Here is a 6850-nt window from a genome sequence, read left to right as displayed (position 1 = left end):
TAAGCGTTAACGTTAGGCTTCCACAAATTAGCTCGTGGTGAGAGATGAGCGCTAAACAGACCCAGCTTCGGCTGGGTTTTTTATTGCCTGCGATTTGGTGAAGGTGTATTGGGAAAAGTGCAATGTTGGTAAGCGGGAGCAAAAACGAGATTCCCTATAACGTTCGTTCCTCACTGTAGGGAATGACGGGATTTGGGAAGTGGTGATTTTCTCGCTTACTACATCGAAGCAATCTTTCGTCATTCCAGAACCGAGTAGAACAAGGTATCAGGAATCTGCTTTTGATCGAGAAGTAAGTCAGATTTTAGGGTTCTTGTTGTGGTCGAAAGACATACTGCGTGATCTAACGTGTGGGACCTGCGCCAAGGGTGGCGTTTTGTGTGGTTTAATAACAAAGTAGGGTTACGTTGGTAATTAATAATTGGGTATTACTGTGGCTTATTGAGGGATTGTTTACAGCGAGGTGAGGAGTAGTAATCAGAACTGTTGTTTAAGGAACTCGAGCCAAATAACAGGCACAAAAAACGCCACCCTTAGGTAGCGTTTTAATTAAAGCTGATAAGTAATCGAGATTACTTAGTTACTTTAAGAACTGGAGTTTCGCCAACAGTTACAGAACCAGAAAGCTTGTTCAGCTCCTTGATTTCGTCCATGTTAGAGATAACAACTGGAGTAAGCGTAGATTTCGCTTTCTCTTCTAGAAGCGCTAGGTCGAAAGTGATGATAGTGTCACCAGCTTTAACAGATTGACCTTCTTCAGCTACACGAGTGAAGCCTTCGCCTTTAAGTTCAACAGTATCGATACCGAAGTGAACGAAAAGCTCAACACCGTCGTCAGACTCGATAGAGAATGCGTGGTTAGTTTCGAAGATCTTACCGATAGTACCGTTAACTGGAGCTACCATTTTGTCGCCAGCTGGTTTGATAGCGATGCCGTCACCAACGATTTTTTCAGCGAAAACTACATCTGGCACGTCTTCGATGTTTACGATTTCACCAGAAAGAGGTGCGATGATTTCGATTGCACCAGCATCAGCGCTGTCATCAGATACAAGCTTTTTCAGTTTGTCAAACAGACCCATTGTGTCATGCTCCTAACGTTTAGTTTTATTCTGTAGAATATACTATACCAATCTAACAAATTAGACGACTATTTTTAGCCGTCTAACTTTATTAAGCATTTGGCGATTACTGAGTTTTCTCAGCGATGAATTTTTCTACGCAAGCTTCAATTTCTGCAGCTGTAGGTAGAGATAGTGCTTCGTCAGCCATAGCTTTAACTTCAGCGAAGTTAGAGTTACGGATTACTTTCTTAACTTTAGGGATAGAGATACCGCTCATAGAGAACTCATCTAGACCCATGCCAAGAAGAAGTAGCGTTGCACGCTCATCACCAGCAAGCTCACCACACATACCAGTCCACTTACCTTCAGCGTGTGATGCATCGATCACTTGCTTGATTACTGTAAGAACAGCAGGAGATAGTGGGTTGTATAGGTGAGAAATCATTTCGTTACCACGGTCTACCGCAAGAGTGTATTGCGTTAGGTCGTTAGTACCGATAGAGAAGAAAGAGACTTCTTTCGCTAGGTGGTGTGCGATTGCAGCTGCTGCTGGAGTCTCAACCATTACGCCGATTTCGATTTCTTCATCGAAAGCTAGGCCTTCAGCGCGAAGTTCAACTTTGTACTCTTCGATTGCTTTTTTCAGTTCACGGATCTCTTCAACAGAAATGATCATTGGGAACATGATACGTAGTTTACCGTGTGCAGATGCACGTAGGATGCCACGTAGTTGGTCACGTAGGATTTCACGACGATCCAAGCTGATACGCACTGCACGCCAGCCTAAGAAAGGGTTCATCTCTTGTGGAAGGTCCATGTATGGTAGGTCTTTATCGCCACCGATATCCATAGTACGGATAATCACTGACTCACCTTCCATTGCTTCTGCTACTTCTTTGTAAGCAACGTATTGCTCTTCTTCAGTAGGAAGCGCGTCACGGTCCATAAATAGGAACTCAGTACGGTACAGACCAACGCCTTCACCGCCGTTACGCAGGATACCGTCACAGTCTTTTACTGTACCGATGTTGCCACAAACTTCTACACGGTGACCGTCTAGAGTTTCAGCATGTAAATCTTTTAGTTTTGCTAGTTCAACCGCTTCTGCTTCGAAATCTTCTTTGATTTTTTTAGCTTCTGCTAATTCAGCATCTGAAGGGTTGATGATGATCTTGTTGTTCATCGCGTCTAGCACAAGCATGTCGCCGTTCTTAACTTGCTTAGTGATATCGTTAGTACCAACGATAGCTGGAAGCTCTAGAGAACGTGCCATGATTGAAGTATGAGATGTACGACCGCCGATGTCACAAGCGAAACCAAGAACGTAGTCTAGGTTGATTTGTGCCGTTTCAGATGGCGTTAGGTCGTAAGCTACTAGGATAACTTCTTCATTGATATCTGCTAGAGATACAATGTTGATGCCTAGAGCATTTTTAACGAAACGAGTACCGATATCACGGATATCAGTTGCACGTTCTTTTAGGTACTCATCATCAAGAGACTCTAGTGCAACAGCTTGCTCTTCGATCACAGTGTGGATCGCGTTGTCTGCGTGCATTTTGTCTTTCTTGATGAGTGCTAAAATCTCTTCTTCTAGCTCTTCATCTTCAAGCAGCATGATGTGGCCTTCAAAGATTGCTTCTTTTTCTTCGCCAAAAGTTTCAAGTGCTTTTTGCTTAACAACTTCAAGTTGCTGAGAAGATTTGTTACGAGCGTCAAAGAAACGCTGTACTTCTGCTTCAACTTGGTCGTCAGAGATAGATTGAGTGTTTAGGACAATTTCATCTTCTTGAAGTAGTAGTGCTTTACCGAAAGCAATACCAGGAGATGCTAGGATGCCTGAAATCATAGCCTTACCTTAGTTGTTCAACTGTAAACGGGAGAGTGTGTGACTTTAAGTCGTCGACTAATGTCGCGCTTATTCCTATCTATTTCGAACAAAGCCACTTTGCTGTGCAAAATGGCTTTGAAAGAAGGAGACCGTATTAGTGTAGTTGATCCATAAGAGCAACTAGGTGGTCAACTGCTTGCTGAGCTTGAGGACCTTCAGCTGAAATAGTAACGTTAGTACCTTTTACTAGGCCTAAAGTTTGTAGTTTGAACAGGCTTTTCGCGCTAGCGCTTTTGCCGTTAGAAGTCACTGTGATGTCAGCGTCGAAAGATTTTGCTTCTTTAACGAACTGTGCAGCTGGACGAGTGTGAAGACCGTTTTCTGCTGTGATTTCTACTTGCTTCTCGTACATTTTATATACCCCAATTAATTTATTTTTTGTAAGTTTGTAACCAGATTAGCTTAACTGCTTTAGCCCAAATGCGCTAGAGGCTAGTACGCCATGTTCGTGTTAGAACTTAGACTGGTTATAAATTTTTATCCAGCCATGGTCGTCTTTTGTTGAGTACTCATGACTTTCAGAATTTGTTTATTGCTTCTTTTATTTTGAAGCGAAAAATAAAACAGACCCGATATTACCAAAGGTGGGGCAGGGATCAACAAAAAAGCCCCTAAACGGGGCTTTTTTGGACGAAAAATTGATTTGACCACATATTATTGTTGGTTCTCTTTTTCCGTAAAGATGCCAGCAAATAGGGCTGTACTTAGGTAACGTTCACCAGAGCTTGGTAGTACCGTTACGATAGTTTTTCCTGCAAATTCAGGGAGTTCTGCGATTCTGTTTGCGGCTACTACAGCTGCACCAGATGAGATGCCAGCAAGGATACCTTCTTCTTTCATTAGGCGTTGAGCCATCTCGATCGCTTCTTCAGAAGTTACCGATTCTACGCGGTCAATAATCTCTAAATCTAGGTTTCCAGGGATGAAACCTGCGCCGATACCTTGAATTTTGTGCGGAGCTGGCTTGATTTCTTCACCTGCAAGCGCTTGTGCAATTACTGGAGACTCAGCCGGTTCAACCGCTACTGAAGTAATCGCTTTGCCTTTTTCACCTTTAATGTAACGACTTGTACCAGTGATAGTACCGCCCGTACCAACACCCGCTACAAACACGTCGATTTCGCCGTCTGTTGCTTCCCAAATTTCAGGACCAGTCGTCTGCTCGTGAATCTGTGGGTTAGCTGGGTTGTTGAACTGTTGTAGTAGTAGATACTTGTCTGGGTCTGAAGCAACAATCTCTTCTGCTTTAGCAATCGCGCCGTTCATGCCTTTTGGTGCTTCAGTTAGCACAAGGTTTGCGCCAAGCGCTTTAAGCAGCTTACGACGTTCTAGGCTCATTGACTCAGGCATCGTTAGCGTTAGCTTGTAACCGCGCGCCGCAGCTACGAAGGCAAGAGCAACGCCAGTGTTACCACTAGTTGGTTCAACAAGCTCGATACCTGGCTTCAGAGTACCTGCTTTTTCAGCTTCCCAGATCATGTTTGAACCGATACGGCACTTAACACTGAAGCTTGGGTTACGAGCTTCGATCTTAGCTAGGACGTTACCTTTGCTTACTTTGTTAAGGCGGACTAGAGGTGTGTTACCAATCGTTAGGGTGTTGTCTTCGTAGATCTTGCTCATGCGATATTCCTTCATTTAATGACAGAACTAAACGTAGTATATCAATCACTTTACCGTCTAGTGTCTTTCGATGTTTTTTCAGCTTGAATTTAGATTAAACAAGTTGAAAAAAAGGTAAAAGGATTAAAAAGTTATATCATATAGATATGTAGCAGAATTGACGCCTATCTTTATTGAAATCAGAACTTCAAAAAGATAGGCGAAACTAGGGAGTATAGGCAGGGTTAGAGACGAGGACTTATAGACGTGAGCGTAGAGCTTGGTCTTTAAACTCAGCAACCCACATTGCTGTTGCGCCACAAACGGCAACGGGCATCACAATCAGGTTTAAAATTGGAATAGTCGTGAAAACAGAAACAAGCGCACCGAAGCTGTAGCTCTTACCTTGTTTTTGTTTCAAATTGTTTCTCATGTCATCGAACTTGATTTTATGGTTATCGAACGGGTAGTCAGCGTATTGAATCGCTAACATCCATGCTGTGAAAATGAACCATAAAAACGGTGCAACGGTTTGCCCTAGTGCTGGAATTAACAAAAGTAGGAATAAACCTATCGCTTTTGGCAGAACGTAGACAAGCTTGCGCCATTCTCTCGCTAAAATACGTGGGGTATCTTTGAGTACATCCAGTAAACCATCGTCATTGACTTTTTTGCCACTGAGTAACTCTTCTACCTTTTCAGCGAGCAATCCATTAAAAGGCGCGGCAATGAAGTTCGCGAGGGTGCTAAAGAAATACGAGAAAGTGGCCAATACGGTTAACACAAGTAATGGCCATAAAATGTATGACAACCACGATAAGAAGCTTGGTAATGCACCAATCCAACCCTCAATCCAAGTGTTTAGGTTGGAGAAGATATAAAACAAAGCACCACCAACGAGTAACACGTTCGCGATAAGTGGCATGAGTACAAACTTACGAATGCTCGGCGACAAGGCGATTTTTATTCCGAAAATAAAATAGCCAAAGCCGGAGCGGGGAACAGATTCAATAGTCATATTTAAATTGGGTCACATGTGAATTTGATTAAATAGCAAACATGTCTAGTGTACTCGACCGAAATTAAGAAAAAAAGCGTGGTGAAAATCACACCATGTAAGGAACTAATTGTATTAAGTTGTTCTAAAACAGTGGCTACTTTTGATAGAGTAGTGAGATTAGCCAAATTAACCCAACTTAGTGACAGCGTGTTTATAGCTAGTTGACTAAGAAAGCTGAGAGCGAAAAATGCAGGAATTGCGATTTGTACTCATTATTGTTGGCGCATTAGCTATCGCCGCATTATTGTTCCATGGTCTATGGACGAGTAAAAAAGAAGGGAAAGCAAAGTTTGGAGATAAGCCGCTTGGTAAGCTTGATAACGACAGCTTAGATCAAGCAGAAACAATCCCAAACCGTTCATTCGCCCCAGAAGATGATTTTGAGATAATCCGAAAAGAGCGTAAAGAGCCGGATTTTGCTGTTTCACCATCGGCGACTGATCCGCTGATTGACTCTGATCCACTAACAGCACCAGTAATGAAAGAAGCTCACGAAGACGACATCGAATTGAATGATCTTCCTTCTTTTAGCGTAGAAGACCCAATTAAGGTTGAAAGTGAACCTGAAGTGGTTGAGGAAGAGAAGGTTGTTGAGCCTGAAGTTCCAAGCTTTGAGTTGACTGACGAACAAAAAGAAAACCATGCAGGCTTTAAAGAGCAGTACGGTTCGTTTGAAGAGTCTTCTGAGGCGGTTGATGAGCCACTCGTTCCAAATGAAACGTTCACTCAAAGAGAGCCAGTTGTTGCGAAAGAAGTCGTTACTCCGCAAAGTGCATCTGTTGAAGAAGCGAAGCCAGATGAAGAACTTGGCTTAGAAGTTATCGTTCTTAATGTTCACTGTGCTGGAGAGATCCCATTTGTGGGTACAGAACTTTTCCGTAGCATGGAGAACAACGGTTTAACTTATGGTGAGATGTCTATCTACCACTGCTTTGCACAATCTACAGACGCACCAAAGGTTATTTTCAGCGTTGCAAATATGATGCAGCCGGGAACGCTAGAACATGATGATCCTGCTGACTTCACGACTAAAGGTATTTCGTTCTTTATGACGTTGCCTTGTTACGGTCAAGCTGATCAGAACTTCAATGTGATGTTGAGTGCGGCGCAGAAAATTGCCGACGATATGGGCGGAAACGTATTGGATGAATCGCGCAACTTAATGACACCAAACCGTTTATCTGAATACCGCAAGCAAATCAGAGACTTTATGACGGCATCGAATGCCTAGTC

6 protein-coding genes are annotated in these 6850 nt (G+C 42.9%); 1 reads left to right on the top strand and 5 read right to left on the bottom strand.

What is annotated here, in order from left to right; translation table 11 throughout:
- Positions 1–572: 572 nt before the first annotated feature.
- The 5 genes from crr to cysZ form a co-directional block, all read right to left on the bottom strand.
- Complete coding sequence (gene crr / locus QQ041_RS20635) at positions 573–1082, bottom strand: PTS glucose transporter subunit IIA (RefSeq protein ID WP_004737851.1); 510 nt, start codon at positions 1080–1082, stop codon at positions 573–575.
- Between the two features lie 106 nt (positions 1083–1188).
- Complete coding sequence (ptsI, locus tag QQ041_RS20630; protein WP_017061935.1) at positions 1189–2913, bottom strand: phosphoenolpyruvate-protein phosphotransferase PtsI; 1725 nt, start codon at positions 2911–2913, stop codon at positions 1189–1191.
- Positions 2914–3049: 136 nt separating this feature from the next.
- Entirely contained in the window at positions 3050–3307 is a 258-nt protein-coding gene (locus QQ041_RS20625; protein ID WP_004734263.1) for an HPr family phosphocarrier protein, read from the bottom strand.
- A 302-nt stretch (positions 3308–3609) separates the two neighbouring features.
- On the bottom strand, positions 3610–4578 hold the full coding sequence (gene cysK / locus QQ041_RS20620) for a cysteine synthase A (RefSeq protein ID WP_017061934.1): 969 nt from the start codon (positions 4576–4578) through the stop codon (positions 3610–3612).
- Positions 4579–4816: 238 nt separating this feature from the next.
- Positions 4817–5575, bottom strand: a complete 759-nt coding sequence (gene cysZ / locus QQ041_RS20615) for a sulfate transporter CysZ (protein WP_146490396.1) — start codon at positions 5573–5575, stop codon at positions 4817–4819.
- Positions 5576–5804: 229 nt separating this feature from the next.
- Here cysZ and zipA point away from each other — a divergent pair, with 229 nt between their 5' ends.
- Positions 5805–6848 carry a cell division protein ZipA gene (gene zipA / locus QQ041_RS20610; RefSeq protein ID WP_285954953.1) on the top strand — a complete coding sequence of 348 codons (1044 nt, stop codon included), beginning with the start codon at positions 5805–5807 and terminating at the stop codon, positions 6846–6848.
- The last annotated feature ends 2 nt before the right edge of the window (positions 6849–6850 follow it).

The organism is Vibrio sp. TMPB1044 (assembly GCF_030442075.1).
GTDB lineage: Bacteria > Pseudomonadota > Gammaproteobacteria > Enterobacterales > Vibrionaceae > Vibrio > Vibrio satsumensis.
This window is presented reverse-complemented; position numbering and strand designations above follow the sequence as displayed.

What these genes read in the sequence shown, in the direction of transcription:
- crr (WP_004737851.1), bottom strand. Translation starts at nt 1,082, where the DNA reads ATGGGTCTGTTTGACAAACTGAAAAAGCTTGTATCTGATGACAGCGCT.
- ptsI (WP_017061935.1), bottom strand. Translation starts at nt 2,913, where the DNA reads ATGATTTCAGGCATCCTAGCATCTCCTGGTATTGCTTTCGGTAAAGCA.
- QQ041_RS20625 (WP_004734263.1), bottom strand. Translation starts at nt 3,307, where the DNA reads ATGTACGAGAAGCAAGTAGAAATCACAGCAGAAAACGGTCTTCACACT.
- cysK (WP_017061934.1), bottom strand. Translation starts at nt 4,578, where the DNA reads ATGAGCAAGATCTACGAAGACAACACCCTAACGATTGGTAACACACCT.
- cysZ (WP_146490396.1), bottom strand. Translation starts at nt 5,575, where the DNA reads ATGACTATTGAATCTGTTCCCCGCTCCGGCTTTGGCTATTTTATTTTC.
- zipA (WP_285954953.1), top strand. Translation starts at nt 5,805, where the DNA reads ATGCAGGAATTGCGATTTGTACTCATTATTGTTGGCGCATTAGCTATC.